This window comes from Virgisporangium aliadipatigenens, assembly GCF_016863615.1.
Taxonomy (GTDB): Bacteria; Actinomycetota; Actinomycetes; order Mycobacteriales; family Micromonosporaceae; genus Virgisporangium; species Virgisporangium aliadipatigenens.
The window spans coordinates 26,161-50,511 of record NZ_BOPF01000020.1 but is presented as its reverse complement, the minus strand read 5'-3'; the positions used below and the strand labels follow the sequence as shown (position 1 = coordinate 50,511).

The window sequence follows — 24,351 nt, the reverse complement described above, 5'->3', positions numbered from 1 at the left end:
GGACAGAAAGCGGGTTCCGGACGCGATCGTGGGAGAACATCTAACGGGGGAATTCATGGGAACGGGGGCTCGCCATGGGAAATTCTGTGCCGCTGGACGGCGTCCGCTGATGGCGCCGCACACCAGGATGCTGCTGGCCAGCGACGGTTCCACGACGATTCTGCTGCAGGCGCTGGTCGGCGAACGCCTGCACCTGCGGCTCGACGCGGTGGACGCGCGGCCGGCCGACGACGTGTCCGCGCCGGTGCGCGACTCGCTCGGGGTCCGGCCGGAGAGCACGGTGATCGTGCGGCGTTCGGCGCTGGTGACCGGCACGGGTGCCGAGGTGGCGCGCAACGTGGTGGTCGGCTCGCCGCAGGCCGCCCCGCGGCTGCTGACCTCGCCGGAGCCGATCGGCGCGACGATGAACCACAGCCGCGCGGGACACCGCCGGCTACGGCTGGACGCCGGTTCGTCGACGTGGGAGACGGCCGACGGGCCGCTGCGGTGCGCGTTCAAGGCGTATCTGATCCTGGACGGCGGGGCGCCGGTGCTGCACATCGTGGAGCGCTTCAACCCGGCGTTCGTGCCGCCCGTCGACGCGCGTGCGGGAGCGCTGCGATGACGCGGGTGGGCGTCGTCGGCGCCGGGCCGGCCGGCCTCATGCTGGCCAATGTGCTCGCCGCGCACGGGATCGACTGTGTGGTGTTCGAACGCGCCTCGCGTGCGCACATCGAGCGGCGGGCCCGGGCGGGTCTGATCGAGCACCGGGCGATCCGGGCGCTCGACGAGTACGGCCTCGCCGGGCGGCTGCTGCGCACCGGCGTGCGGCACGGGGCGTGCGAGTTCCGGCTGGCGGGCCGCCGGCACACCGCCCGGTACAGCGAACTCACCGGCGGCCGGGCGCACTACGTGTACCCGCAGCAGGAGTTGGTGAAGGATCTCGTGGCGGCGTTCCTCGGGCACGGCGGCGAGATCCGGTTCGACACGCCGGTGACGGGGATCCGGGATCTCGACGCCGCGCCCCGGATCGAATGGGCCGGCGGCGGGATGTCGTTCGACGTGGTGGCCGGCTGCGACGGCGCGCACGGGGCCGCGGTGCGCAGCGTGCCGGCCGGGGCCCTGACGGTGCACGAGTACCGGCACGGCCACGGTTGGCTCGCCGTGCTCGCCGCGGCGCCACCGTCCACAAGGGACATCATCTACGCGCTGCACCCGACCGGCTTCGCCGGGCACATGCTGCGTTCGGCGGAGGTGAGCCGGTACTACCTGCAGTGTCCGGCCGGGGACGACGTCGCGCACTGGCCGGACGCGCGGATCTGGGCCGAACTGCGCCGCCGCCTGGCCACCGACGACGGGTGGTGCCTGCGCGAGGGGCCGATCATCGAGAAGGCCGTGCTGGACATGCGCAGCCGGGTCTGCGAACCGATGCGCTTCGGCAACCTGTTCCTCGTCGGGGATGCCGCGCACATCGTGACACCGGCCGGTGCCAAGGGCATGAACCTCGCCCTCGGCGACGCCCACGAACTGGCCCTCGGACTGGTCGACCGGTACGCACACGGCGACGACAGGCGCCTGAACGCATACTCCGCCACCCGGTTGGACGTGGTCTGGCGCGCCCAGGAGTTCACCACGTCCTTCCTCGACCTCCTGCACAACGCCATCGGCACGGGAAGATCCGACACGTACTCCGACCGGGTCCGGAGCGCCATCGTCAACCAGATCACCGGCACCGGCCCCCGCGCACAGGACTTCGCCGAAAGCTACGTCGGCTGAGCGAGGGGGCCGGATCCGGAATTCAGGGTCCGAACGGCCGGTCGCCGCGCAACGTGATGCGGTGCATGACGCGTCGCGCGTCGCCGTAGTCCCGGTTGGCGTAGTGCGCCGTGCTGCGGTTGTCCCACATGGCGACGTCGCCCGCCCGCCACCGGTGCCGCACGACGTGCTCGGGCTTGGTCAGGTGCGCGTAGAGCAGGTCGAGGATGGCGCGGCTCTCCGCCTCCGAGACGCCGACGATGTGCGACGTGAAGCCGGGGTTGACGAAGATGCCCTTGCGGCCGGTCTCGGGGTGCACGCGCACGACGGGGTGTTCGATCGGGTCGAGGCGGGTCACCACCTCGCCGTCCCACACGCTTCCCTTGCCGCCGCGCCGCTGCGCGAGGTAGTAGCCGAACTCCCGGTTGCCGTCGTGCACCGCGGTGAGCCGGTCGACGAGGTCGCGCACCGGTGCCGACAGCGAGTCGTAGGCGAGCTGGCTGTCCGCCCAGTTGGTGTCGCCGCCGGTGGGCGGAAGCGTTACGGCGCGCAGGATCGAGCCGAGCGGCGGCCGCGGCATGAACGTCACGTCGGTGTGCCACACGTCGGCGAACCCGTTGTCGGCGCTGTCGAGCGCGTACACCTCCGGGTGGTCCTCGTCGACGCCGCCGACGACCGGGTGCGAGGCGGTGAGTTCGCCGATGCGACGGCCGAGCCGGATCTGACCGTCCACGTCGAGCGTCTGTCCACGGAAGAAGAGCACCTTGCGGTCGACCAGCGTGGCACGCACCGCCTCGATCTCGGCGTCGGTCGCGCGGTCGAGGTCGAGCCCGTGCACCTCGGCACCGAAGTGCGGTCCGAGGGGTTCCAGGGAAAGGCGGACGAGGCTTGCGGTCATGCGGACACCTCCACTGTGGACTGTGCGGCCGCGCGCACGGCGTGGCCGATTTCGGAGCGCAGCGCGGCATACTGCGGGAGGCCGCGCAGCTCGTCCGGCTGGATGCCGGTGCGCGGCAGGTCGATGTCGAGGTCGAGGGCGACGCGCCCCGGCCGGCTGGTGAGCACGACGACGCGGCTGCCGAGGAAGACCGCCTCGTCGACGCTGTGGGTGACGAAGACGCAGGTGCGTCCCGTCTCCGCGGAGACGCGGCGCAGGTCCTCCTGGAGGCGTTCGCGGGTCAGGGCGTCGAGCGCGGCGAACGGCTCGTCGAGCAGCAGCAGCGGGTTGTCGACCGCGAGCGCGCGGGCGATGGCGACGCGCTGCTGCTGTCCGCCGGAGATCTGCCAGGTGCGCCGGCCGGCGACGTCGTGCAGGCCGACGCTCGCGAGCAGTTGCGGCACGCGCTTCTGACGTTCTTCCCGGGGAACGCCCGCGTAGCGCAGCGCCAGTTCGACGTTGCCGCCCACGGTCTTCCAGGGCAGCAGCCGGGGCTGCTGGAAGACGAGCCCCGCGCCCCGCCCCGGGACCGGCGCCGACCCTCCGGTGCGGACGGTGCCGCGGGTGGGGCGTTCGAAGCCGGCGATGAGGCGCAGCAGCGTGGACTTGCCGCAGCCGGAGGCGCCCACGAGCACGAGGAACTCACCGGCCGGCACGTCGAGGTCGATCGGGCCGACGGCGGTGACGTCGCCGTAGGAGTGGGTGACCCCGCTGACCTCAAGGCTGGAGGACATTGGGGAGTCCCTCGTTGTAGATGGCCTTCTCCACTGTGGACAGTTCCGGCACGGCGTCGATCTTCTTCTGGGCCTTGAGGAACTGCGCGGCGTCGAGCAGGTTCTTGGCGAGGCCGCCGACCTTGCCGGGTGTGCCGAGCCACTCGGCGCTCGACAGCTCCGCGGGGTTGAGGAAGACGCCCTGGCTCAGCTGGTGCGTGGCCTGTTCCGGCGTGAGGTTCAGCTCCTTGCCGACGGCGGTCGCGGCGGCGTTCGGGTCCTTCTTGATGAGCTCCAGCGCCTGGGCCTCCGCCTTGCGCCACGCGTCGACGGCCTTCGGGTGCGCCTCGACGAACTTCGTGGAGACCACCCCGAGGTCGAGCGTGGGCTTGCCGGCGGTGGCCAGTTCGCGGCTGGTGACGAGCACCTTGCCGGTCTTCTTCAGCTCGTCCAGCGAGGGCAGCCAGGAGTACGCGGCGTCGAGGTCGCCCCGGGTCCACGCGGCGAGGATGTCCTGCGGTTCGAGGTCGACCAGGGTCAGTTCGGACTCCTTGACGCCGGCCCGGTCGAGCGCGGCGAGGAGGCTGAAGTGCGCCGTGGACGCGAACGGCGTGGCGACCTTCTTGCCCTTCAGGTCGGCGACGCTGTTGACGTTGCTGCCGTTGCGGGCGACCAGTGCCTCGTTGTCGCCCGCGACGTCGAGCACGAACGCCACCTTGTACGGAATGTTCAGTGGCGCGGAGAGGCCGCGCGCCACCGGACTGGAGCCGATCGCCGCGATGTCCACGCTTCCCGCGACGAACGCCGTGTTGATGCTGGCGCCCGAGTCGAACTTGGTCCACGTGATCTTGTAGTCGGGGAGCGCCTTCTCCAGGAGGCCCTGGTTCTTGACGATGAGGTCACCACTGGGGAACGCCTGATAGGCGATGCGGATCGTCTTGTCCTCGGGGTTGCGTCCGCCGCTGGCGGCACCGTCGCCGCAGGCGGTCAGGCCCGACAGCGCGATGAGGGCGACGACGGCGATGGCTTTCAGTTTCACGGTGTTCCTTTACAGATATCCACGCCAGGGAATGAGCCGCGTCTCGGCGGCCCGCAGCGCCGCGTCGATGAGCAGCCCGGAGATGCCGATCGCGAACAGGCCCAGGACCACCACGTCGGTCTGGGAGTAGCGCTGGGCGTCGCGGACCATGCCGCCGATGCCCGGAACGCCGTTGATGGTCTCGGCGGCGACCACCGACGAATAGGCGATGCCGACGGCGAGCCGGATGCCGGTGAAGATCTCGGGCAGCGCGTGCGGGATAACGACGTCGCGCGTCACCTCCCACCGGCCGGCACCGAGCGCGCGGGCGGCCTCGACGAGCGTGTTCGGCGCGCCGTGCACGGCCGACGCGGTCGCCACGGCGACGGGCGGCAGCGCGGCGATGGAAAGCAGCCACAGCTTCGGCGTCTCGTCGATGCCGAACCAGATGATGAAGAGGCTGAAGTAGGCCAGCGGCGGCAGCGCGCGCACGAACGTGATGACCGGCTCGGTGACCACGCGGATCCACGTGACGGTGCCCATGACCAGCCCGACGAGAAGGCCCGCCGCGACGCCGATCAGCGATCCGATGAGGATGCGCCGCAGGCTCACGCCCAGGTGTTCGTGGAGCAGGTGGCCGCTGTACCCGTCGCCGCGGGACGTCTTGAGCAGCTGCTCCCAGACGGCTCCCGGCGAGGGGATGAACGTCGGGTTGTTCATGAACGCCGCGACGGCCTGCCACAGCACCAGCAGCACGGCGATCGAGCCGAGCCGCAGCGCGAGGCGCCGCCGTCGTCCGCTGCCGCGGGCGGGTGCCGGCGTGACGGCCTTCGTGGCCGGCCTCTCGGCAGTGACTGTCACGGGCGACCCCCTTCGATAATGTCCACTGTTCCTATCGCTTCAATAGGTAATGCGCAAGACCCGTCCCGAGTGGCGGCGGCGTCCAAGATCACATTGCCTATTCAACCTATCTGGCTGATAGCTTTATCGGGTCATGAACTTCGATGTGCGAAAAGATCGGTGGGCGGCGGCCGGTGCGCTGACCGTGGCGCTGTTCCTGCTGGCCGCGGCGTTCGCACCGGTGCTGTGCGCCATCGAGGGGCAGGACCCCTACACCTACGACCTCGACGCGCTGGACTCCTCCGGCGTGCCGGTCGGGTTCGGCGGCGGGATCAGCGCGGACCACTGGTTCGGCGTCGAACCGCTCACCGGCCGCGACCTGTTCGCGATCGTCGTGTACGGGGCGCGCACCTCGCTGGCCGTGGGCGCCGGGGCGACCGCCGTCGCCGTGGTGCTGGGCGTCCTCATCGGCACGACGGCCGGCTTCTTCGGCGGCTGGTACGACCGCGTGGTCAGCCGCACCATCGACGTGCTGTTCGGATTCCCGAGCCTGATCTTCATGATCGCGCTGGGGGCCATCGCGCCGGCGAGCGTGCCCCGGCCGCTGCTCGTCGTCGCCGTCGTCGGCGCCTTCGGGTGGCCGTCGATCGCGCGTGTCCTTCGTGGACAGACGCTCGTGCTGCGCACCCGCACCTACGTGACCGCCGCCGTGGCGATGGGCGCCGGCCCCGCGCGGGTGATGCGCCGTGAGATCCTGCCGAACCTGCGCGCCACCATCATCGTGTACGCCACCACGCTCATCCCCGGGATGATCGGCGTGGAGGCCGCGCTGTCGTTCCTCGGGGTGGGCGTGGCGCCACCGACGCCGTCGTGGGGGCGCTCCATCGGCGACGCCATCGCGTGGGTCGGCACCGACCCGATGTTCCTCGTCTTCCCAGGCGGGGCGCTGTTCCTGGCGACGCTGGCGTTCAACGTCGTCGGCGACGGGCTGCGCGACGCGCTCGACACGCGGACCGCCGGATGACGGCCGTGCGCTTCGTCGGCGGGCGGATCGTCGGGGCGCTCGTCGTGCTGCTGATCGTCAGCGTCGGCACCTACGCGGTGTTCTACCTGCTGCCGGCCGACCCCGCGCAGCTGTCCTGCGGCAAGCCGTGCACGCCGCAGCGGCTCGCCGACGCGCGGGCGTTCATGGGCGTGGACGTGCCGTGGTGGCAGCAGTACCTGGACTTCCTCGGCGGGCTCTTCGCCGGGCGCACGTTCGGCTCCGGGCCGGCCGCCGTCCACTGCGGAGCGCCGTGCTTCGGGTACTCGTTCCGGCTCGACGCGCCGGTCTCCACGCTCATCGCCGACCGGTTCGCGGTGACGTTCTCGCTGGCGACCGGTGCGGCGGTGCTGTGGCTGCTGCTCGGCGTCGGTGCGGGCGTGCTGTCGGCCGTGCGCCGGGGGAGCGCGTGGGACCGGGGGGCGATGACGTTCGCCGTCGCGGGGGTCTCCGCGCCGAGCTATCTCGTCGGGCTGCTCGGCATCCTGCTGTTCGGGTTCACGCTCGACATGGTGCCGGTGGGCGGGTACACGCCGTTCGTCGACAGCCCGCTCGACTGGCTCTGGCACCTGGTGCTGCCGTGGTGCGTGCTGGCGTTCCTCTTCGCGGCGGTCTACGCCCGGCTCACCCGCGGCCAGATGCTGGAGGTGCTCGGCGAGGACTACATCCGCACCGCGCGCGCCAAGGGGCTGCGCGAGCGCCGCGTCGTCGGCCGGCACGGCCTGCGCAACGTCCTCATCCCGGTGGTCACCGTCTTCGGGCTCGACCTCGGCCAGCTGCTCGGCGGGGCGGTCATCACCGAGCGCGTGTTCAGCCTGCCCGGCCTCGGCTCGCTTCTCCTGGAGGCGGTGGGCAACGTCGACCTCCCGGTGATCGTGGGCGTCACCCTCTTCTCCGCGGTTCTGATCATTCTCGCGAACCTCGCCGTGGACCTGCTCTACGGCGTCATCGACCCCCGTGTAACGCATTGAAAGGGAAGTACATATGAGACGCCGCCTAGCCGTGATCGCCGTCGCGGCATTGAGCCTGAGCGCGTGCAACGCCAACTCGAGCGACGGCAAGGAGGACAAGGGCGGCACCGAGAAGGGTGGCACGCTCAGCATCCTCACCTCGGCCAGCTCCGTCACGCTCGACCCGGCGAAGAGCCAGAACCTCGCCATCACCACGCTCGGCCTGCTCGTGCGCCGGCTCACCACCTGGGACATCCAGCCCGGCAAGACGGCGAAGGTGGTGCCCGACCTGGCCACCGACACCGGCACACCGAGCGACGGCGGCAGGACGTGGACGTACAGGCTGAAGGACAACCTGAAGTTCAGCGACGGCACCGCGATCACCTCCGCCGACATCAAGTACGGCGTCGAACGCTCCTTCGCGCCCGAACTCTCGGGCGGCCTCAGCTACCACAAGAACCTCCTCGTGGGGAACGACGGCTACAAGGGCCCGTACGGCGGCCAGGGCCTGTCCGGCATCGAGACGCCGGACGAGAAAACCGTCGTCTTCAAGCTGAAGGTGCCCTACGGCGACTGGCCCTGGCTGGTGTCGATGCCGGCGTTCGCCCCGGTGCCGAAGGCCGGCGACGCCGGCCCGCAGAAGTACGGCCAGAACCCGATCTCCTCCGGCCCGTACCAGGTGGAGTCCTACCAGCAGGGCAACTCGCTGAAGCTCAAGCGCAACCCGAACTGGGACCAGGCGGGCGACCCGGTGCGCACGGCCGGGCCGGACCAGATCGTGTTCCAGCTCGGGCAGGACAGCGCCGTCGTGGCGCAGCGCCTCATCGCCGACTCCGGCGAGGACCGGAACGCCTTCGGCGCGAGCTTCGTGCCGCCCGCGCAACTGGCCCAGATCCAGCAGAACGCCGGCGCCAAGCAGCGCCTCGTCACCTCGGAACCGGGCGCGCTCGCCTACCTCGCCCTCAACGTCACGCGGCCCGGCCTGCAGGACCTCAAGGTGCGCCAGGCGATCCAGTACGCGGTCGACAAGAAGGCGTTCCAGGTGGCCTCCGGCGGCACGGTCGGCGGGGACATCGCCACCACGCTCATCACGCAGGGCATCGCCGGGCGTCAGCAGTTCGACCTGTACCCGGCCGACCCGAGCGGCGACGTCGCGAAGGCGAAGCAGCTCATCGCCGAGACCGGCAGGCCCGCGCCGACGCTCACCCTCCTGGTGGAGAACGGCGCCACCGACGTCTCCCAGGCGCAGGCGATCCAGCAGGGCCTGGTGCGGGCCGGGTTCACCGTGAACATCAAGACCGCCGACGAGGAGGCGGTGACCGCGGAGACGACCGGCGCGAACGCCGACTACGACCTGACGCTCGCCAGTTGGCAGCCCGACTTCCCGAGCGCGAACGGCAACATCCAGCCGCTGTTCGAGTCGACCGAGGTCGGCAACGGCGGATACAACAAGTCCCGGTACGTCAACGGGGAGGTCGACGCGCTCATCAAGCAGGCCACCGGGGAGACCGATCCGGCCAGGGCGCAGGGGCTGTGGGCCCAGGCGGACAAGCGGATCCTGCAGGACGCGCCGGTGGTGCCGCTCATCTACACGAAGAACTCGTTCCTGCACGGCTCGAACGTGCAGAACTTCTTCGTGGCCGGCTTCCCGGCGTACCCGAACTACCTGAAGGTCTCGCTCAAACGGTGACATTCAACAGCATGGGCCAGTTGTTGGCGGTCGAGGGGCTCACCGTCGCCTTCGGCGCGCACGAGGCGGTCCGGGACGTGGCGTTCGCGCTGCGCCCGGGCCGGGTCCTCGCGCTCGTCGGCGAATCCGGCTCCGGCAAGAGCGTGACGGCGATGTCGATCCTCGGGCTGCTGCCGCCGTCGGCCCGCGTCACCGGCAGCGTGCGGCTCGACGGCGAGGAGCTGATCGGCGCGAAACCCGCGCGGCTGCGCCAGATCCGGGGCGGCACGATCGGCACGGTGTTCCAGGAGCCGATGAGCGCGCTCAACCCGGTCTTCACCGTGGGGAACCAGATCGCCGAGGCGCTGCACGCGCACCGGACCCTGTCCCGCGCGCAGGCCCGGCAACGGGTGCGCGAACTGCTCGCCGAGATGGACCTGCCGGAGCGCGTGGCGGGGGCCTATCCGCACCAGCTCTCCGGCGGTCAGCTGCAGCGGGCGACGATCGCGATGGCGCTCAGCTGCGGGCCGGCGCTGCTCATCGCCGACGAACCCACCACCGCGCTGGACGTCACCGTGCAGGCCGGCATCCTGGACCTGCTGCGCGACGTGTGCGCGCGCACGCACACGGCGGTCCTGCTCATCACGCACGACATGGGCGTCGTGGCGGATCTGGCCGACGACGTGGTGGTGCTGACCGAGGGCCGGGCGGTGGAGCGCGCACCGGTGCACGACCTGTTCGCGACGCCGGAGCACGGGTACACGAGGGCGTTGCTCGAAGCCGTGCCGCGCCTGGAGGTCGCGCCGCGCGAGCCGGCCGAAAATGCTGGGCCGGTCGATACTGCAATGGCGGTGGAGGTGACCGACCTCGTCGTCAGCTACGGCCGGAAGGTGCGCGCGGTCGACGGCGTCTCCCTCCACATAGGACACGGTGAGATCCTCGGCCTGGTGGGCGAGTCCGGCTCCGGGAAGTCGACGGTGGCGCGGGCGATCGCCGGCCTCGTGCGGCCGGACAGCGGCGCGGTGCGCGGGCTGTCCAGGGCGCGCACCGGGATCGTCTTCCAGGACCACACCTCGTCGCTCAACCCGCGGTACCCGGTCGGCGACAGCATCGCCGAACCGTTGCGGATCCACGGGAAGAGCGACAAGGGCAGGGTCGCGCAGCTGCTGGAGTCGGTCGGGCTGCGGCCCGAGCACGCTCGCCGTTATCCGGGGGAACTGTCCGGAGGCCAGCGCCAACGCGTCGCCATCGCCCGGGCGCTGGCGCTCGATCCGGTGCTGCTGATCGCCGACGAGCCCACGAGCGCGTTGGACGTCTCCGTGCAGGCGCGCATCCTGGACCTGCTCGCCGACCTGCAGCGACGGATCGGGTTCGGGTGCCTGTTCGTCAGCCACGACCTGGCCGTGGTGGCGCGGATCGCCGATCGGGTGGCGGTCATGCGCGCCGGCGAGGTGGTCGAGGCGGGGCCGACGGCGAGGGTGCTCGGGGCGCCCCGGGAGCCCTACACGCGGCGGCTCATCGCGGCGTCGCCGGTGCCGGACCCGGTGGAGCAGCGCCGCCGCCGGCGGGAGGCCGGGTCAGTAGGAGTTGCGTAAGCGGCGCTCGTTGGTGAGTTCGGCCCACGCGACCGGGTCGGTGACGGTCGGGGTGATCGCCTCGAAACGCCCGCCCGGCGCGGGCTTCCCGTAGCCGATCGCGCGGGCGGCCATCAGGCGCATCCGCGCGAGCAGCAGGTGAACGGTGGTCATGCGGAATACCCTACTCGAACGGTAGGATTTATGCCACCCGGGGTCTCGCCGGCCACCAGGTCCGGGCGCCCAGGTCGATCGCGAGCGCCGGCACGAGCAGCGTGCGCACCAGGAACGTGTCGATCAGCACGCCGACGGCCACCACGAGCCCGAGGTGCAGCGCGGTCACGTAGGGCACCACGAGCAGCACCGAGAACGTGGCCGCCAGCACGACGCCGGCACTCGTGACGACGCCGCCGGTGACGGTCAGGGCCGACAGGATCCCGTCCCGGTGGCCGCTCGCCGCGACCTCCTCACGGGCCCGGGTCATCAGGAAGATGGAGTAGTCGACGCCGAGGGTGACCAGGAAGACGAACCCGAGCATGGGCAACGACGCCATCACGTGCGGGTAGCCGATCGCCCCGGCCACGAGACCCACCACGCCCATCGCGGCGGTGTACGACAGCACGACGCTCGCCACCAGCAGCAGCGGCGCCACGAGTGCGCGCAGCAGCAGGACCAGCACGGCGAGCACCACCACGAGGACCAGCGGCATCAGCAGCCGGTTGTCCCGGGCGGCGCCGCGTTCGGTGTCGAGCGCGGCCGCGGTCCCGCCGCCCACCAGCGCGTCCGCCCCGGGAACGGCGTGCAGTGCGCGACGGAGCCGTTCGACGGTCGCCTCGGCGGCGGCGGAGTCGGGTGAGTGGCGAAGCACGGCGTCGACCCGCACCCAGCGGCCGTCCGCGGAGACTCCGACGCGCACCACGTCGGCGACCCCGTCGACGCCGGACGTCGCCGCGACGACGTCGTCCGCGCGGGGCGCCGCGGCGATGATCTCCGCCGGTGCGGAGGCGCCGCCGGGGAAGTGCCGTTCGATCATCCGCAGCCCGACCACCGACTCGACCTCGGTCGTGAACATCCGATCGGCCGGCTGGCCCAGCCGCAGCCCGAACACGCCGAAGCTCAGTGCGACGAGCAGCAGCGCCGTGCACACCCACACCGCCCGGGGGCGCCGGCCGATCGCGCCGGCCAGCCGCTGCCACCCGCCGTTCCGCGAAACGGGGCCGACCTCGGCGGACGGCGAGAAGCGCGGCACGAACGGCCAGAACAGCCACCGGCCGGGCAGCACCAGCACGGCCGGCAGCAGGGTCGTCATCACCGCGAACGCGACCACGGTGCCGGCCGCCGCGACCGGACCGATGCCGCGCACGTCGTTCGAGCTCGCGGCGAGCAGGCACAGCAGGCCCACCGTCACCGTGGCCGCGGAGGCCAGCACGGCCGGGAAGGAACGGCGCCACGCGACGGCCATCGCGGTGAACCGGTCGCGATGACGGCGCAGTTCCTCGCGGTAGCGCGCGATGAGCAGCAGCGCGTAGTCGGTGCCGACGCCGAAGACGAGGATCAGCATGACCGTGCTGCTGTTCTCGGTGACCGTGACCCCGGCGTGGCGGTCCAGCAGGTACACCACGGCCGCGGCCACCTGGCTGGCCAGCACGACCGCGATCAGCGGCACCAGCCACAGCACCGGGCTGCGGTACGTCACCAGCAGCAGCACCACGACCACGGCGACGGTGGCGAGCAGGAGCGTGGTCTCCACCTCGCCGCCGACCTCGTCGCTGTCGGCCTCCACGCCGGCCGAACCGGTGACCGCGGTGCGCAGTCCGGCCGGGCCGTCGCCCACCTCCTGCCGGATCCGCCGCACGGTGTCGCCCACCTGCGTGCCCTTCCCCGGCACGGGCACCGCCACCAGGACGGCCCTCCCGTCGTCGCTCTCGACGGCCGCGCCAGCCGCCGCGCCGAACGCCGCCCGGTCCGCCTCGACGGCCGCCCGGTCCTCCGCGGTGAGGCCCGTGTCGCGGGTGTAGACCACCACCGCCACCGGCGCGTCGGCACCGGGGAAGGCGGCTCGGATCCGTTCCACGGCGCGCGTGGTCTCCGCGTCGCGCGGCAGCGCCGCGGCCGCGTCGGTCGACACGGCCTCGGCGTCCCGCCCGGCCAGTGGCAGCAGCGCGATCGCGGCCACCGTCCACAGGACGAGAGCCAGCCACGCCACGAGCCGGCCGCGGCGGAACACGGCTGTCGCTGGGTCTTCACTTGGGGCGCGATCATCATTTGGCGCTGGATCGTCTTTTGTCGCACGGGCATCGTCGCGGTGCACTGTCTCGTCAATCATGTGCCCAGGCTGGGTCCGGCGGCGGGTGCCGCGCCTCGGCCGAAGGTCGGCGGCGATGAACCTTGGTCCGGTCCCGTGGTCGACTTTGGTCGGATGCGGCGGCGGCGGATCCGGCCGTACCGTGTGGGCCATGGCAGAGTCGACGGTGGGTTGGCACGGTTGGCCGTCCCTTCGCGATCGCACCGCCGACCTGGTGTGTTTCCTGCTCGCCGTCGGGTGCACGGCGTTGGTGTCCGTCGAGGGTGCGCGCGGGCCGGTGCCGGTCGCCGTCGACGTGATCCTCGGGGGCCTGTGCTGCCTGGGTGTGTGGGTGCGCCGGCGGTGGCCGGTCGCGTTCGCGGTCGTCGCGGTCGGGTGCGCCGTCGTGTCGGCGTCGGCGGGCTGGGTGGCGTTCATCGCGCTGTTCACCGTGGCGGTGCACCGCCGGGCCGCGACGGCGGCTCTGGTCGCCGCGTGGGCGACCGTGGCGTGCGTCGGCAGCGTGCTGGTCGGGCTGGACACCACGATGCAGTGGTGGCAGGCCTCGTTCAGCGTCGTCGTCTTCGCGACGGTCGTCGGGTGGGGGATGTTCGTCCGCGCGCGGCGGCAGCTCGACCACTCCGTCCGCGAACGGCAGCGGCAGGCCGAGGAGGACCAGTTCGCGCAGGCCCGCCGGCAGGAACGCCTGCGCATCGCGCGGGAGATGCACGACGTTCTGGCCCATCGGATCTCGCTCGTCAGCCTGCACGCCGGCGCGCTGGAACTGCGCCCGGACCGGCCGGCCGACGAGGTCGCCCGCGCCGCCGGCGTGATCCGCGACAGCGCGCACCAGGCGCTTGAGGAACTGCGCGCGGTCATCGGCGTCCTGCGTGCGGACCCGGCCGACAGCGGGGCCGACGACGCGCCGCAGCGCCCCCAGCCCACGCTGGCCGACCTCCCCGAACTGGCGGCTGAGGCGCGGCAGGCCGGAAACCGCGTCGAACTGGAGTGGCGGCTGAGCGACCCGGCCGCCGTACCGGAGGTGCTCGGCCGCAGCGCGTACCGCATCGTGCAGGAGGGCCTCACGAACGCCCGCAAGCACGCCCACGGCGCGGATGTGTGGGTGACCGTGGACGGTCGCCGCGGCGACGGCCTGACCGTCGAGGTGCGCAACCCGTGCCCGCGCGAACCGGCCGGCGACTCGGCCGTTCCCGGCGCGGGCAGCGGCATCGTCGGGCTCGCCGAACGGACCGACCTGGCCGGCGGCCGGCTGGAACACGGCCGCACGCCGACCGGTGACTTCGCCCTGAAGGCCTGGCTGCCGTGGGCGTCGTGACCGCGCCGGTGCGCGTCCTGGTCGTCGACGACGACCCGCTGGTGCGCGCCGGTCTGGTGATGATCCTGGACACCACGCCCGACATCGCGCTCGCCGGTGAGGCCGCCGACGGGACCGAGGTGGCCGCGGCCGTCGACGCGCACCGGCCCGACGTCGTCCTGATGGACATCCGCATGCCCCGCCTCGACGGCCTCACCGCCACCGAACTCCTGCGCGCCCGGCCCGCCCCGCCGGAGGTGATCGTGCTGACCACCTTCCAGGCGGACGAGTACGTGCTGCGCGCCCTACGGGCCGGGGCGAGCGGCTTCCTGCTCAAGGACACGCCGGCCGCCGAGATCCTGCGCGCGATCCTGCGCGTCGCCGCCGGCGAGCCGATCCTCTCCCCGGCGGTGACCCGTCGGCTCATCGCCCACGTCGGCGCCACCGACACCCGGGATCGGGGCCGGCACGCCCGCGCCGCGCTGTCCCGGCTCAGCGAGCGGGAACGGGAGGTCGCCGCCGCGGTCGGCCGGGGCAGTTCCAACGCGCAGATCGCCGGCGACCTCTTCATGAGCGTGGCCACCGTCAAGGCGCACGTGTCGTCGATCCTCACCAAGCTCGCGCTGAACAACCGCACCCAGATCGCGCTGCTCGCGCACGACGCCGGACAGAAGTGACGCCGGCGTCACCTCCACACCGGACAGACCTCACGCCGGCCGGAAGGGCTGAACGCCGACCTACGCTACAAGGATGACCTCCCGTTCAGCGCACGGCTCCGTCCCACCGCACGAGCGGCGCGCCGCGCGCGTGCTGGTCATCGGGGCGGGACCGGTCGGGCTGGCCGCCGCCGCGCGTCTCGCCGAGCGGGGCGTGCCGTTCACCGTGCTGGAGGCGGGCGACTCGCCGGGTGCGTCCGTCCGCCGATGGGGGCACGTGCGCCTGTTCACGACGTGGCGGCACGACGTCGACCCGGCCGCCCGGCGGCTGCTCGCGGCGGCGGGCTGGGCGCAGCCCTGCGTCGAGAAGCTGCCGACCGGTGCCGCGCTCGTCGAGGAGTACCTGCGGCCGCTGGCCGACCTGCCGGCGCTGCGGCCGCACGTGCGCTACGGCGCCCGGGTCGTCGCCGTGCGGAATGCCCGCCCTCTGGGCCGCCACCCAGGCGACGGCGCCGTGCGCCTCGACGACGGGACGGAGCTGCCCGCGACCGCCGTCATCGACGCGTCGGGCACGTGGCGGACGCCGAACCCGCTGCCCGTCGCATCCGCGGTACCGGTGGTCGAGGGTGCGCTGCCCGACGTTCTCGGCTCGGACCGGGAACGCTTCGCCGGCCGGCACACCCTCGTCGTGGGTTCCGGGCACTCGGCCGCCACGACCCTGCTGGCGCTGGTGGCGTTGCGCCTCAAGGAGCCCGGCACCCGGGTGTCGTGGGCGATCCGCGCGGACTCGCCGGCGCGCGCCTACGGGGTCGGGCGCGAGGACCCGCTTCCCGCTCGGGGCGCGCTCGGCACGCGGCTGCGCGGGTTCGTGGCGTCGGGCGCGATCGACCTGCACACCGGGTTCACGGTCGCCGCGATGTCCACTGTGGACGGCCGGGTCGCCGTCTCCGACGGGGAGCGCACGCTCGACGTGGACCGCGTCGTCAACGCCACCGGCTACCACGCCGATCCCGGCCTCACGGCCGGCCACACGATCGGGGCCAAGAGCGGCGGGCCGGAGTTCCTGTTGTCGACGGGCTACGCCCAGGCGGCCGCGGCCGTGGCGACCGTCGCCGGCGGTGCGGTGGCGGGGGAGGAGCCCGTCGCGTGGGACGCGTGTGCAAGATCTACCGGTTAGGGTGAGCGCATGCGTCCGTTCAGGTTCTGGGGCAACGCCGACCCGACCGGTGGGTCCGACCTCGCCACCGTCGTCGCCAACGCACGCCGCGCCGAGGCCGCGGGCTTCGCCGGGCTGGTCTGGCCGGACCATCTCGTCGGGCTGCACGCGACGCTGCCGCTGCTGACCGCCGTCGTGGCCACCACCGAGCGGCTGCGGGTGATGCCGTTCGTGCTCAACAGCGGGCTGCGGCACCCGGCCGTGGCCGCGCAGGAGCTCGCGACGATCGACGTGCTCTCCGGCGGGCGGCTCGACGTGGCGGTCGGCGGCGGGTGGAACAAGCCCGAGTACGACGCCATCGGGATCCCGTTCCCCGCGCCGGGTGTGCGCGTCGACATCCTGACCGAGACGATCGACATCCTCGAGGGGTGCTTCGCCGAGGGGCCGTTCTCCTACGCGGGGACGCACTTTCGCATCACCGACTACGACGCCGGGCCGCGGCCGGCGCAGCGCCCGCGCCCGCCGCTGTGCATCGGCGGCGGCGGCAAGCGGATGCTGACCCTGGCCGGGCGGCGGGCCGACATCGTGGGCCTCGCCCCGCGCACCATCACCGGGCGCGACGGACGCATCGCGAGCGAGCCGTACAGCTTCACGTTCGCCGGCACCGAGGAGAAGATCGGCTGGATCCGGGACGCCGCGGGGGAGCGCTTCGCCGACCTGGAGCTGAACATCTACCCGAGCGGCGGACCGCTCGTCATCACCGACGATCCCGAGCCCGAGGCGCGCAAGTACGTCGACCGCGCACGCGAGGCGGCCGGTGTGGAGCTGAGCGTTCAGGACGTGCTCGACTCGCCGCACGTCTATGTCGGCCCGCTGCCGTTCCTCGTGGACAAGCTCACGAAGCTGCGCGAACGCCTCGGCATCAGCTCGTTCATGCTGGGGGGCGTGGAGCCGGCGACTCCGCTGGTGCGGGCTCTGGCGGGGAAGTAGTAGCCCGCCGCGCGCGCAGGTAGGAAAGCAGCGGCGGCAACAGCAGCGCCAGCAGCACGACCGCCCAGAGCACCTTGGTGATCCAGCCGGACCACAGCACGGCCGCGTCGCCCTGCGAGATGGCGAGCGCGCGGCGCAGCTGCTGTTCGAGCAGCGGTCCCAGGATCATCGCGACGACCGCGGGCACCACGGGCACGTCGGCCAGCCGCATCAGCAACCCGATCAGCCCCAGCCCGTACAGCACAAGGAGATCCGTGACGGTACCGCCGGCCGCGAACGTCCCCAGCGTCGCGAACACCAGCACGCCCGCGTAGATGCCGTAGGCCGGGATGGTGAGCATGCGCGCCCACAGGCCCACCAGCGGCAGGTTGAGCACCAGCAGCATCACGTTGCCGATGTACAGGCTGGCGATGAGCGCCCAGACCAGTTCCCCCGAACCGGAGAACAACTGCGGACCCGGCTGCAACCCGTACGACTGGAACGCCGTGAGGATGACCGCGGCCGTCGCCGACGTCGGCAGCCCGATGGTCAGCAACGGCACCAGAACGCCCGCGGCGGCGGCGTTGTTGGCGGCCTCCGGCCCGGCGAGCCCCTCGATGGCCCCCTTGCCGAACTGCTCGGGGTGCTTGGACAGCCGCCGTTCGAGGCTGTAGCTGAGGAACGTCGGCACGTCCGCGCCACCCGCCGGGAGGCTGCCGATCGGGAAGCCGAGGGCGGTCCCGCGCAGCCACGCCGGCCACGAACGCCGCAGGTCCTCGCCGGTGAGCGCGAACCGGCCGCGGATCGGCTCCACTGTGGACGTTCCCGTGCCGGCCAGCAGATGCCCGAAGGTCTCCCCGAGCGCGAAGAGGGCGACCACGAGAATGACGACCTCGACCCCGTCCAACAGGGCGGGCACCCCGAACGCCAGCCGCGCCTGCCCGGTCTGCCCGTCGATGCCGACCAGCCCGACGGTGAGCCCGATCAGCAGGCTGGCCACGCCCTTGAGCAGGCTGGGCCCGAGCAGCGCGCTGACGGTCACGAACGCCACCGCCATCAGCGCGACGTACTCCTCCGGACCGAAGCGGGTGATCGCGAAGTCGGCGACGACGGGTGCGAGGAACGTGAGGCCGACCGTGCCGATCGTTCCCGCGACGAACGATCCGATCGCGGCGGTGGCGAGGGCCGCGGCACCGCGCCCGGCGCGCGCCATCCGGTTGCCCTCCAACGCCGACATCATCGACGACGTCTCGCCCGGGGTGTTGAGGAGGATCGACGTCGTGGAGCCGCCGTACATGCCGCCGTAGTAGATGCCGGCGAACATGATGAGCGCGCTCGACGCCTCCAGCCGGAACGTGATGGGCAGCAGCATCGCCACCGTGAGGGCCGGGCCGATGCCGGGCAGCACGCCGACGGCGGTCCCGATCGTGACGCCGACGAGCGCCCACAACAGGTTCATCGGGCTGAGTGCGGAGCCGAACCCGTCCAGCAGCGAGCCGATCTGGTCCATCAGAACCCCCACGGCCCGACGGGAAGGGCGAGCCCGATGAGTTTGTCGAAGACGAGAAAGACGACGATCGCGAGCGTCCAGCCGTAGGCGGCGACGAGTGCCGGCCGCGGCGCGCCCAGCAGCAACGCGGCCCCGGTGAAGAGGAACGCCGCGCACACCACGTAACCCAGCACCGGCAACAGGAACGCGAACGCGAGCAGCAGCACCAGCATGCCCGCGAGCCGTACGACCCGTTCCCGCGGCACCGGCTCGGGTTTCGTGGCGCGCCGCAGGTCCCAGCCGGCACGCGCGGCGAGCACGAGTCCGACCGCCGCGAGCAGAACCCCCACCACCGTCGGCACCGCCGCCGGACCGAGTCCCGGCCCCGGGCTGTCCCGCAGCGACGCGGCGTTCACCAGCACGACGATCCCGCCGAGCACCATGAGCGCGCCGAGCGCGGCCGTCGCGAGCAGCGTCCCGCGGTCGTGCTCGAGGTGCCCGCGCAGCCCCTCTTCCGACGCACGGTCCAATGTGGCCTGTGCGATCATCGGCACCGGCGCCGCGACGGCGCTGCGCCGCGGATGCACGAGAGAAACCCGCTCGTCGCTCACGCCAGCCCCATCTCCTTGAGCACCTGCGCGATGCGTCGCTGCTCCGACTCCATGAAGGCGTCGAACTCGGGGCCGACCATCGTCGCGTCCGCCCAGCCCCGCCGCCGCAGCGTCTCCTGCCAGGCGTCGCCGCGGGTCATCTCGACCACCACGTCCTCGAGCGCCGACTCCTCGTCGACGGTGATGCCCGCCGGGGCCACGACCGCGCGCCAGTTGGCCAGCTCCACGTCCACTCCCGCTTCCTTCAGCGTGGGAACGTCCGGAAGCGCCGGCAACCGCTGCGGACTGGACACCGCGAGCGCGCGCATCTTGCCGGCCTTCACCTGGGGGACCAGTTCGCTGACGCCGGAGACCGCCGCCGTGGCGCTGCCGGAGAGCACCGTCGTGAGCGCCTCGCCGCCGCCGGAGTGCGCGATGTAGTTCACCTTCGCGGGATCGCCGCCGATCGCCCGTCCGACGAGGCCGGCGAGGATCTGTTCGACGCCGCCGGCCGACCCGCCCGCGATCGACACCGAACCGAGGTCGGCCCGCATCCGCGCGACGAGGTCCCGCATCGACTGCACCGGGGAGTTCGTCGGCACCACGATGATCTCGTAGTCGGTGGTGAGCCGGGCCAGCGGCGTCGTCTGTGACAGCGTCACCGGCGAGTGGTTGCTGGCGATGGCGCCCACCATGACCAGGCCCATCACCATGAGTTCGGTCGGCTGCCCCCGGTACCGGGTGTACTGGCTGAGCCCGATCGTGCCGCCGGCGCCGTTGACGTTGTAGACCTCGGTGCGCCCGACCGTGCCGCGCAGCGCCGACTGCATCTCCCGCGCGGTCTGGTCCCAGCCGCCGCCCGGCGCGGCCGGCGCCATGATCCGCAGCTGCCGCCCGTCCAGGAACGCCCGCGCGTCGGACTTCCCCTCGTCGCCGCTGCTCGCCACCGTGCTGACCAGCAGCACCGCGGTCGCCACGGCCGCCGCGACGAACGGCGCCACGCCTTTGACATTCATGACCGTCACCTCTTCCGAGAGGACTGGTCAGCTCACCTAATCGTGAATGTCGATCACGCGCAACCGGTAGGCGGGTGCCTCGTTGTTCCGCGCGGGGGGTGCACAGTGATCGACGCTGGGCTCGGGCCGCGGTTCGAGGCGGCGCTGCGTGATGCGGGTGCACCGCTGACCGCGGCGAAATTGAAGAGGCTTCTGGTCGAGGACGGTGCGGCGGAGGCCGCCGTCGACCGGGCGTGGACGGCGTTCCGGAAGCTGGCGGCGTTCCATCCGCACATCACCCGGCCGAGCCGGGTCACGTACGCGTGGTCGCCCGATCCGGTGACCCCGTCGGAGGCGCTCGCGCGTCTCGGGAAGCTGCTCGCGACGACCAGCCGGGACAGGGCCGCCGCGCGGGACGCCCTCGTCGCGATCGTCCACAGTGGACTGTCGGCGGCCGCGGCACCCTCCGACGAGGGGCGCTTCCAGGGCACCCGGCTGCGGCAGGCCCGCCTGGACGGCATGCTCGCCGTCGCCGACCTCGCCGGTGAGGTCGAGGAGATGGCCTACAACAGCGGCGATCCCGACCTCATCGTCGAACGCCTGCAGACCCGCGTCGAGGCGCTCGCCGTCCAGCAGCACGGCCGCTGCGGTGAGGAGGTGCCGTTCGACCCGCAACGGCACACCGGCGTCGGCTCCGTGCCGCGCCAGGGCGGACCGGTGACCGTGGTGCGCCCCGGCTACACGTGGCGCGATGAATCCGGCGAAACCGTTGTGCTGCAACGGGTCCAGGTCGCCGAGGCGTAGGGCATGGGACGCCACAGCCACCCGTCGGTGGGCCTCGACTTCGGCACCACGACGGCCCTCATCGCCCGCCGCAGGGCCGCCGACCCGGTGGAGATCCTGCCGATCGGCAACCCGCGCAGCTGGCTCCCGTCGCTCGTGGGACGCCGCGACGGCCGGCTCGTCGTCGGGGAGAACGCCGAGAACCTCCTCCCCGAGGAGATCCTGCGCTCGGTGAAGCGCGCCATCACGTTCGATCAGAGGACCCTGCCGCTCGGCGCCGGCGACGACCGGATCGAGGTCTCCCGGGAGGACGTCATCGCGGCGATCCTGCACGAGATCTCCACCCGGGCCGGCGCCCGCGGCCTGCCGCTCACCGGGCAGCGGGACCTGCGCGTCGGCTGCCCGGCCACGTGGCGGCGCGACCAGCGGCAGCTGCTCACCGACCTGGTCGTCGCGCAGACCGGCGTCGACGACGTCAACCTCATGGAGGAACCGGTCGCCGCCGGCCTCGCCTGGATCGCCGGCGGCGACGTGCGGCCGGAGGAGATCAACGGCCGCGTGCTCGTCTTCGACATGGGCGGCGGAACACTCGACGTGGCCGTGCTCGACGTCGTCGGCGGGCGGCCGCCGTCGGTGCGGGTGCTCACATCGACCGGCATCCCGGAGGCCGGTGACGCGCTCGACGACGCCATCGCCGCCGACCTCACCACCGAGCTGGTCGCCTGCGGGCTGGACCTCGATCGGCTGCGCAAGCCGGACAACGCGCACGCGGAGATCCTGCGCCAGGCGCGCGCCGTCAAGCGGGACCTCTCCGTCAAGGACAGCGCGCCGATCGCGTTCCGGCGGGCGGCCTTCGGCTCCCAGCGCGTGACGCCGATCCGCTACACCCGCGAACGGCTCGAGGAGGCGTTCGCCCCGCAGCTGGAGCGCGCGGCGACCAAGGTGTGGGACGCGCTGCGGCTGGCCCGCCTGACACACGTGCGCGGCGGCTCCACCAGCGACATCATGCGAACGCCCACCGACGAACTGGCCCGCGACGTGCGCTACGTGGTGCTGGCCGGCGGGATGAGCCGGATCCCGGTCGTGCGGCGGCGGCTGCGCGAGATGCTGCCCGACGCGGAGTTCTTCGACGGCGCGGGGGTGCCGGCCGACGAGGCGGTCGTCGCGGGGCTCACCGACGAGAGCGGCGTCGACGCGGTGAACCTGTACCGGCCGAGCTTCGACGTGACGCTGCACTGGGGCGACGACGGGGCGCTGCCGCTGTTCGAGGCGTACTCGCCGCTGTTCGAGATGTTCCAGCTGACGCGCATGTCCGAGCCGAACTTCACCCGCGTCGCCGGCCGCCGCGACGGCCTGCCCCAGCAGCGTCAGGGCGAGCTGCGGGTGACCACCCCGGCCGGCGACCCGGTGGACGTGATCCGGTTCGACCGCTCCGGCGGGCAGGCGGTGCTCGACCGCGTGCCGGTGCCGTTCGGCTTCCACGACGTGCTGTTCCGCATGTACTGCGACGGGCGGATCGTGCTGACCGACGGGGCCGGACACAGCCAGCAGCTGCGGGTCGGGCCGTGGCCGGCCATCCACGGCCGCAACAGCAAGCCGGAACAGGTGGCGCACGTGCCGGAGCCGCGGGTGTACCACCCGTTCAACCGATCCTGAGCGCCGTCGCATGATCCGGCCGGGATGCGGGTAAGCCCTGAGGACATCGATCTTCGGGAGTGCGCCATGAGCATGATGGAGACCAAGCGGGACACGGCCCGACCGTGGCGGATCGCCTCGATCGTCTTCGCGTTCCTCGGTTTCGGCTTCTGGGCGCTGGCGGCGGTGTCGGTCGTCTGCGGTGTCGTCGCCGGCCTCAAGGGGGACAAGCACGGCTGGGCGTGGGCCGTCGTGGCGGTCGTCCTCGCCGCGATCGGCATCGCGGCCCGTTCCGCCGTCTGACCCGTAAGCTGCCGGGGTGAACCTCACGTTCGACGTCGGCGGCACACGGACCGTGCACCGTCTCGGTTTCGGGGCGATGCACCTGCACACGGCACCCGGCCCGGGCCGCGACGAAGCGATCGACGTGCTGCGTCACGCGGTCGACCTCGGCGTCGACCTCATCGACACCGCGCTGCTCTACGGCGGCGGCGCCAACGAGGAACTGATCGCCGACGCGCTGCACCCGTATCCGGACGGCCTGCTGATCGCCACGAAGGTGGGCGCCGACCCGGCGCTGCCCGGCGCGATCTGCGGCCGGCCGGAGGTGTTGCGCGCCCAGGTCGACGGCGCGCTGCGGCGCCTGCGCGTCGACCGGCTCGAACTGTTGCAGCTGCACCGCGTCGACCCCGACGTGCCGCTCGCCGACCAGGTCGGCACGCTGGCCGCGCTGCGCGCGGCCGGCAAGATCGTCCACATAGGACTGTCCGAGGTGACGGTCGCGCAGCTGGCCGAGGCGCGCGGCATCACCGCCGTCGCGAGCGTGCAGAACAGGTACAACCTGCTCGAGCGCCACTACGACGACGTGCTCGACGCGTGCACGGAGGCGGGGATCGCGTTCCTGCCGTGGCGGCCGGTGCACGCGCCGGGGCGCGACGACGCGCCGGTCATCGGGGCCGTCGCGCGCGAGATCGGGGCCACCGCCGCCCAGGTGATGCTCTCGTGGCTGCTGCGGCGTTCGCCGGTGGTGCTGCCGATCCCGGGGACCGCCGGCCGTCAGCACCTCGCGGAGAACCTGGCCGCACAACACCTGCCGCTGGACGACGAGCAGTTCCGGCGGCTGGACGCGCTCACCGGATGAGTTCGGTGCGCAGTTCGTGGCTCAGGTCGGGCAGGCGCGCCTCGTAGTAGATGCGCACGCCGCCGTCCGGCAGGGCAAGGACGTCGAGGTAGCGCGCGTCGACCACCGGCGAGTCCGGCAGGGCGGCGAACCGGCCGTCGCCCGTGGGCGTCGCGACGGCCGTGCGCTCGAACCAGTTCTCCTCGGCGGTGGCGCGCCCGTCGTAGCCGGCCCGGCCGTCCGGGAGGAACGTGGTGAGGCGCGCGCCGCGGGCGTCCCACGCGCCGGGCCGTCCCCGCAGGACGGTGCCGCGCCAGGTCCAGTCCCACCCGTCGGGACTCGTCGCCCACCCCGTGAACATCCGGTCCTCGGCGCCCGGCACGTCCAGCGGGTGGCAGCAGATCCACGCGTGCCACGTGCCGTCGACGAGCCGCACCACCGGATCCTTCACCCCGTACGCCGCCTCGTCCGGGAACGTGCGCCGGGAGGCCGCCGTCGCGAAGCCTTCGAGGTCGGGCGACTGCAGCGTCTCGATCCACCAGCGCTTGCTCTCCGGCGCGCCGCAGCACACGAACAGCCGCCACCCGTCGCCGGTGCGCACGAGAGCCGGCCGTTGCATCCAGCGCGCCCCGAACCGTTCCCGTTCCAGCACCGCGACGGTTTCGAAGCGTTCGCCGTCGGCCGAACGGGCCAGCACCGTCTGGTCGTGGCCGTCGTGGCCGTTGCGCACGCGGTATCCGGCGGCGTACCCGCCCGCGCCGTCGTGCACCACACTGGACGCGCCGGCCCAGTAGCCGTCGCCCCGCCCGGGTGCCGGGACGACCACGGCGGCCGGTGCCGAGCCCGGCAGCGGAAGACCCTCCATGGAGGCTCGTTGCCCGA

Annotated in this window: 24 protein-coding genes; 14 read left to right on the top strand and 10 right to left on the bottom strand. The window is 72.5% G+C overall.

Translation table 11 applies throughout. The annotated features are described in order from the left end of the window. Positions 1–109 precede the first annotated feature (109 nt). On the top strand, positions 110–604 hold the full coding sequence (locus Val02_RS25875) for a hypothetical protein (protein ID WP_203901804.1): 495 nt from the start codon (positions 110–112) through the stop codon (positions 602–604). Continuing rightward, positions 601–1,755, top strand: coding sequence for a 4-hydroxybenzoate 3-monooxygenase (locus Val02_RS25870; protein WP_203901803.1), 1,155 nt, complete (start codon positions 601–603; stop codon positions 1,753–1,755). Before Val02_RS25875 ends, Val02_RS25870 begins: the two co-directional genes overlap by 4 nt. A gap of 22 nt (positions 1,756–1,777) precedes the next feature. Here Val02_RS25870 and Val02_RS25865 read toward each other — a convergent pair whose 3' ends face one another. Genes Val02_RS25865 through Val02_RS25850 form a run of 4 tightly spaced genes read right to left on the bottom strand, consistent with a single transcriptional unit; the run spans position 1,778 to position 5,263 of the window. Continuing rightward, positions 1,778–2,632, bottom strand: a complete 855-nt coding sequence (locus Val02_RS25865; protein WP_203901802.1) for a TauD/TfdA dioxygenase family protein — start codon at positions 2,630–2,632, stop codon at positions 1,778–1,780. Beyond that, positions 2,629–3,405, bottom strand: coding sequence for an ABC transporter ATP-binding protein (locus Val02_RS25860; RefSeq protein WP_203901801.1), 777 nt, complete (start codon positions 3,403–3,405; stop codon positions 2,629–2,631). Before Val02_RS25860 ends, Val02_RS25865 begins: the two co-directional genes overlap by 4 nt. Next, on the bottom strand, positions 3,389–4,423 hold the full coding sequence (locus Val02_RS25855; RefSeq protein ID WP_203901800.1) for a taurine ABC transporter substrate-binding protein: 1,035 nt from the start codon (positions 4,421–4,423) through the stop codon (positions 3,389–3,391). The genes Val02_RS25860 and Val02_RS25855 overlap by 17 nt, the downstream gene beginning before the upstream one ends. Positions 4,424–4,432: 9 nt before the next feature. Next, a complete protein-coding gene (locus Val02_RS25850; protein WP_203901799.1) occupies positions 4,433–5,263 on the bottom strand; it encodes an ABC transporter permease in 831 nt (276 codons plus the stop codon). 133 nt (positions 5,264–5,396) lie between these two features. Between Val02_RS25850 and Val02_RS25845 the strand changes: the two genes are divergently transcribed. From Val02_RS25845 to Val02_RS25830, 4 genes are read left to right on the top strand one after another with little or no spacing between them, the layout of a single operon-like run. Beyond that, a complete protein-coding gene (locus Val02_RS25845; RefSeq protein ID WP_203901798.1) occupies positions 5,397–6,266 on the top strand; it encodes an ABC transporter permease in 870 nt (289 codons plus the stop codon). After that, positions 6,263–7,255: an ABC transporter permease gene (locus Val02_RS25840; protein ID WP_203901797.1), complete on the top strand. Its 993-nt coding sequence runs from the start codon at positions 6,263–6,265 to the stop codon at positions 7,253–7,255. The genes Val02_RS25845 and Val02_RS25840 overlap by 4 nt, the downstream gene beginning before the upstream one ends. A gap of 13 nt (positions 7,256–7,268) precedes the next feature. Further along, positions 7,269–8,924 carry an ABC transporter substrate-binding protein gene (locus Val02_RS25835; RefSeq protein WP_203901796.1) on the top strand — a complete coding sequence of 552 codons (1,656 nt, stop codon included), beginning with the start codon at positions 7,269–7,271 and terminating at the stop codon, positions 8,922–8,924. A gap of 11 nt (positions 8,925–8,935) precedes the next feature. Continuing rightward, complete coding sequence (locus Val02_RS25830) at positions 8,936–10,498, top strand: dipeptide ABC transporter ATP-binding protein (RefSeq protein WP_203901795.1); 1,563 nt, start codon at positions 8,936–8,938, stop codon at positions 10,496–10,498. On the opposite strand, the gene Val02_RS25825 is transcribed toward Val02_RS25830, so the two are convergent. Further along, entirely contained in the window at positions 10,481–10,651 is a 171-nt protein-coding gene (locus Val02_RS25825) for a hypothetical protein (protein ID WP_203901794.1), read from the bottom strand. The two genes, Val02_RS25830 and Val02_RS25825, sit on opposite strands and share 18 nt — an antisense overlap. Positions 10,652–10,679: 28 nt before the next feature. Beyond that, the gene (locus Val02_RS25820) at positions 10,680–12,704 is read right to left on the bottom strand and encodes an MMPL family transporter (protein ID WP_203901793.1); all 2,025 of its coding nucleotides are present in this window, start codon (positions 12,702–12,704) and stop codon (positions 10,680–10,682) included. 229 nt (positions 12,705–12,933) lie between these two features. On the opposite strand from Val02_RS25820, the gene Val02_RS25815 reads away from it, so the two are divergent. The 4 genes from Val02_RS25815 to Val02_RS25800 all read left to right on the top strand — a co-directional run bounded on the left by Val02_RS25815 (position 12,934) and on the right by Val02_RS25800 (position 16,878). Beyond that, positions 12,934–14,097, top strand: a complete 1,164-nt coding sequence (locus Val02_RS25815) for a sensor histidine kinase (RefSeq protein WP_203901792.1) — start codon at positions 12,934–12,936, stop codon at positions 14,095–14,097. Beyond that, a complete protein-coding gene (locus Val02_RS25810; RefSeq protein ID WP_203901791.1) occupies positions 14,094–14,753 on the top strand; it encodes a response regulator in 660 nt (219 codons plus the stop codon). Before Val02_RS25815 ends, Val02_RS25810 begins: the two co-directional genes overlap by 4 nt. A 73-nt stretch (positions 14,754–14,826) precedes the next feature. Beyond that, on the top strand, positions 14,827–15,909 hold the full coding sequence (locus Val02_RS25805) for an FAD-dependent oxidoreductase (protein ID WP_203901790.1): 1,083 nt from the start codon (positions 14,827–14,829) through the stop codon (positions 15,907–15,909). Between the two features lie 9 nt (positions 15,910–15,918). Next, positions 15,919–16,878, top strand: coding sequence for a TIGR03621 family F420-dependent LLM class oxidoreductase (locus Val02_RS25800; protein ID WP_203901789.1), 960 nt, complete (start codon positions 15,919–15,921; stop codon positions 16,876–16,878). Here the strand turns inward: Val02_RS25800 and Val02_RS25795 are convergent. The 3 genes from Val02_RS25795 to Val02_RS25785 are packed head-to-tail and all read right to left on the bottom strand — an operon-like array spanning position 16,820 to position 19,952. Continuing rightward, complete coding sequence (locus Val02_RS25795) at positions 16,820–18,379, bottom strand: tripartite tricarboxylate transporter permease (RefSeq protein ID WP_239153330.1); 1,560 nt, start codon at positions 18,377–18,379, stop codon at positions 16,820–16,822. The two genes, Val02_RS25800 and Val02_RS25795, sit on opposite strands and share 59 nt — an antisense overlap. Further along, positions 18,367–18,957, bottom strand: coding sequence for a tripartite tricarboxylate transporter TctB family protein (locus tag Val02_RS25790; RefSeq protein ID WP_203901788.1), 591 nt, complete (start codon positions 18,955–18,957; stop codon positions 18,367–18,369). The genes Val02_RS25795 and Val02_RS25790 overlap by 13 nt, the downstream gene beginning before the upstream one ends. Beyond that, positions 18,954–19,952, bottom strand: coding sequence for a Bug family tripartite tricarboxylate transporter substrate binding protein (locus Val02_RS25785; RefSeq protein WP_203901787.1), 999 nt, complete (start codon positions 19,950–19,952; stop codon positions 18,954–18,956). Before Val02_RS25785 ends, Val02_RS25790 begins: the two co-directional genes overlap by 4 nt. Positions 19,953–20,057: 105 nt before the next feature. Between Val02_RS25785 and Val02_RS25780 the strand changes: the two genes are divergently transcribed. The 4 genes from Val02_RS25780 to Val02_RS25765 all read left to right on the top strand — a co-directional run bounded on the left by Val02_RS25780 (position 20,058) and on the right by Val02_RS25765 (position 23,490). Next, positions 20,058–20,735, top strand: coding sequence for a hypothetical protein (locus tag Val02_RS25780; protein ID WP_203901786.1), 678 nt, complete (start codon positions 20,058–20,060; stop codon positions 20,733–20,735). Between the two features lie 3 nt (positions 20,736–20,738). Next, positions 20,739–22,370 carry an Hsp70 family protein gene (locus Val02_RS25775; protein ID WP_203901785.1) on the top strand — a complete coding sequence of 544 codons (1,632 nt, stop codon included), beginning with the start codon at positions 20,739–20,741 and terminating at the stop codon, positions 22,368–22,370. 66 nt (positions 22,371–22,436) lie between these two features. Further along, the gene (locus Val02_RS25770) at positions 22,437–22,652 is read left to right on the top strand and encodes a hypothetical protein (protein WP_203901784.1); all 216 of its coding nucleotides are present in this window, start codon (positions 22,437–22,439) and stop codon (positions 22,650–22,652) included. A 16-nt stretch (positions 22,653–22,668) separates the two neighbouring features. Beyond that, entirely contained in the window at positions 22,669–23,490 is an 822-nt protein-coding gene (locus Val02_RS25765) for an aldo/keto reductase (protein WP_275415610.1), read from the top strand. On the opposite strand, the gene Val02_RS25760 is transcribed toward Val02_RS25765, so the two are convergent. Next, positions 23,480–24,334 carry a glycoside hydrolase family protein gene (locus Val02_RS25760; RefSeq protein ID WP_239153329.1) on the bottom strand — a complete coding sequence of 285 codons (855 nt, stop codon included), beginning with the start codon at positions 24,332–24,334 and terminating at the stop codon, positions 23,480–23,482. The two genes, Val02_RS25765 and Val02_RS25760, sit on opposite strands and share 11 nt — an antisense overlap. Between the last annotated feature and the right edge of the window lie 17 nt (positions 24,335–24,351).